Origin of the sequence: Aphanizomenon flos-aquae FACHB-1287 (assembly GCF_014698755.1) — a bacterium.
In the GTDB taxonomy this organism is placed as follows: Bacteria; Cyanobacteriota; Cyanobacteriia; order Cyanobacteriales; family Nostocaceae; genus Dolichospermum; species Dolichospermum flosaquae.
In genome coordinates this window covers 1-2,285 of the sequence record NZ_JACJTO010000081.1, presented here as the reverse complement: position 1 = coordinate 2,285, position 2,285 = coordinate 1, and the positions used below count along the sequence as shown (strand labels likewise).

The 2,285-nt window shown below is 34.3% G+C and carries 3 protein-coding genes; 1 reads left to right on the top strand and 2 read right to left on the bottom strand.

The annotated features are described in order from the left end of the window. Positions 1-197: 197 nt before the first annotated feature. Positions 198-623: a type II toxin-antitoxin system VapC family toxin gene (locus tag H6G44_RS19895; RefSeq protein WP_190388277.1), complete on the bottom strand. Its 426-nt coding sequence runs from the start codon at positions 621-623 to the stop codon at positions 198-200. Next, positions 620-1,048: a type II toxin-antitoxin system HicB family antitoxin gene (locus tag H6G44_RS19890; RefSeq protein ID WP_051347487.1), complete on the bottom strand. Its 429-nt coding sequence runs from the start codon at positions 1,046-1,048 to the stop codon at positions 620-622. Before H6G44_RS19890 ends, H6G44_RS19895 begins: the two co-directional genes overlap by 4 nt. A gap of 222 nt (positions 1,049-1,270) precedes the next feature. On the opposite strand from H6G44_RS19890, the gene H6G44_RS19885 reads away from it, so the two are divergent. Next, positions 1,271-1,576, top strand: a complete 306-nt coding sequence (locus H6G44_RS19885) for a barstar family protein (RefSeq protein WP_190388278.1) — start codon at positions 1,271-1,273, stop codon at positions 1,574-1,576. The last annotated feature ends 709 nt before the right edge of the window (positions 1,577-2,285 follow it).

The window sequence follows — 2,285 nt, the reverse complement described above, 5'->3', positions numbered from 1 at the left end:
AAATCAGTTATGTTCATTGGATGGAAGATATTATGAAATGTTGACATTTTTACCCTTGATAATACTAGTATACTTAAATATGTAAAGTTTTGTAACGACATTCAACATTTCTGATTTTCTATCATTCACAAAAACCTATATTTTCTCAAAAACATCCTGTTAATCCTCTAATCGGTGGATATCCTGATTCTGACAATCTAATTATTCCCTGGCTTCCTTAATAAAGCCACAAAACCAGCTTGAACAAAATGAATATCAGCCGTTACAGCATAAATTAACCCCTGATCTTTCATAACAACAAATGAGATACAATCCGTTAAACCCCAATCTTTATCTTGACGACTGTGATAAAGTTCCAGCGCACGCATAAGAAGCAATGAATCTACACTAACGACTTTGATATTATCTGTTTGATAACACTGATTAATAAACTGAACTGATGCTGTGCGGTTTACTGCACTTAAAGCATTACCAACTTCTATTAAAACTGCTTCTGTTACCCATACTTCAACGGCATTTTTCACCCTTGGTAATAATGCTTTAGCTTGAGTATGATATTGATCATTCTTGTTTAATAGAGCCTGAATAAATACCGTATCTAAAAATAGTCTTTCCTGATTCATTCTCTGATCTCATTGTCATGTTTAGGAGTACCATATAAATAGTAATTATGTTGATTTGACCAATCACTTGGTGCTTCAATAGTTCCTGTTAATGCCTCTAGCACGTCCCAAGCATTACCTTCAGCTTCTATATCTTCTAGTATTTCACCAAAAAGAGGATTATCCTTGTGCATTCCTGAAAATTTCAGCCAAGGATGTTCTGTTTTATCTGGTTCAATTTCTAAAGTTACTATTTCTGGTTTTCGTGCTTGAAAAAGCTGAATAAGATTATTTAATGCTTCCTCTTTATTCGCACCTAAACCTTGACATTCTGGTAAACTTAATAATGTCGCTTTCACAGTGCCATCTTCTTGGTTTTCAATTAACACATCATAAGTTAACTTGGGTGCAATTGTGGAAAGAGCATTTTTAACAGCTAAAATCATGATATTTTTACTCTTCTAACTCTGAATTAATTATAACACAATACTTGAACAAAGTTAAAATTATCATCTACATGATTTTAAGATTTATAGATTTTTATTAACAATCGTCCATTTTATATTTTATCATCCTGTAAATCCTCTAATCCTGGGCATTATCTTGACTTCGCTCGATAACCACCTGATTCAGACGATTTTACTAACCTATTTCCTCACCATAAATCTATGAATCATAAAGTTTTTTATCTTGATGGTAAAAAAATTAATAGCAAACAAACATTTTTAAAACAAGCTGCTGAAGCAATGGAATTTCCTACATACTTCGGCACTAACTGGGATGCTTTTGATGAATGTATCACCGATTTAACATGGTGTCCGGCTCAAAGATATGTGATATTATATGATCATGCTGATATCTTTGCTCAAGCAGAACCGACACAGTACCAAATAGCATTGGATATTTTAAATTCAGCCAAAGAATACTGGGAAGCTAATCATATTCCTCTCAAGTTTTTAGTTATTAACAAATAGGTAAAGTTACATTTTCACTATTTGGAGATTGTTTGTTGTGGTTGTCTGATAGCGTAGCGTGGCGCAAGCCATATCAGGATGTCCAGGATTTAAGGATGTACAGGATTGCAATTTGTAGATTTTCTGTGAATATTTAATGATGATAATTTATGATTTAGAGGAAAATAAGTACCTAGACAGAATTAATTACATACTATTTATTTACCAATCCTTTGTCCATTAAAGAGTTCAGTCCGAATATTTGTGTAATTAATTTTGTCTCATTACTTATGATGCGGGCAAAAAATCAAATGACGCAAGCCGTTTATGACTGTTGATACCTTGGAATTGGTACTACGGATATTGGTAATAGCCGCGGGTGTGCCAGAGCGGTCATCAGAAAAATAGGTGACAAGGTTTTTCGCTTGACGACCATTTGGACTGATGGCGGATTTGATGGTCTAGTCTTCATGATGTGGGCAATGGACATTTGCCGTTGGATTGTGCAGGTAGGGCTGCGACCAGAACAAAATAAGGGCTTTCTCTTGCTCAAAAAACGTTGGGTGGTAGAGCGCACTTTTATTTACCTTGCCATGGTTCGGATCATGGTAGGCCGGAACGACTAAAAACCTTATCTCATAAGGATTGTAGACAAAATAAGAAATAAATTCAAAAAAAGATGGAAAAAGTAGTTGACAAAGCAAAGTAAGTTCGATATATTAAATAAGTG

Excerpts from the sequence above, each read along its gene's own strand:
- H6G44_RS19890 (WP_051347487.1), bottom strand. The coding sequence starts at position 1,048 with ATGATTTTAGCTGTTAAAAATGCTCTTTCCACAATTGCACCCAAGTTA.
- H6G44_RS19885 (WP_190388278.1), top strand. The coding sequence starts at position 1,271 with ATGAATCATAAAGTTTTTTATCTTGATGGTAAAAAAATTAATAGCAAA.
- H6G44_RS19895 (WP_190388277.1), bottom strand. The coding sequence starts at position 623 with ATGAATCAGGAAAGACTATTTTTAGATACGGTATTTATTCAGGCTCTA.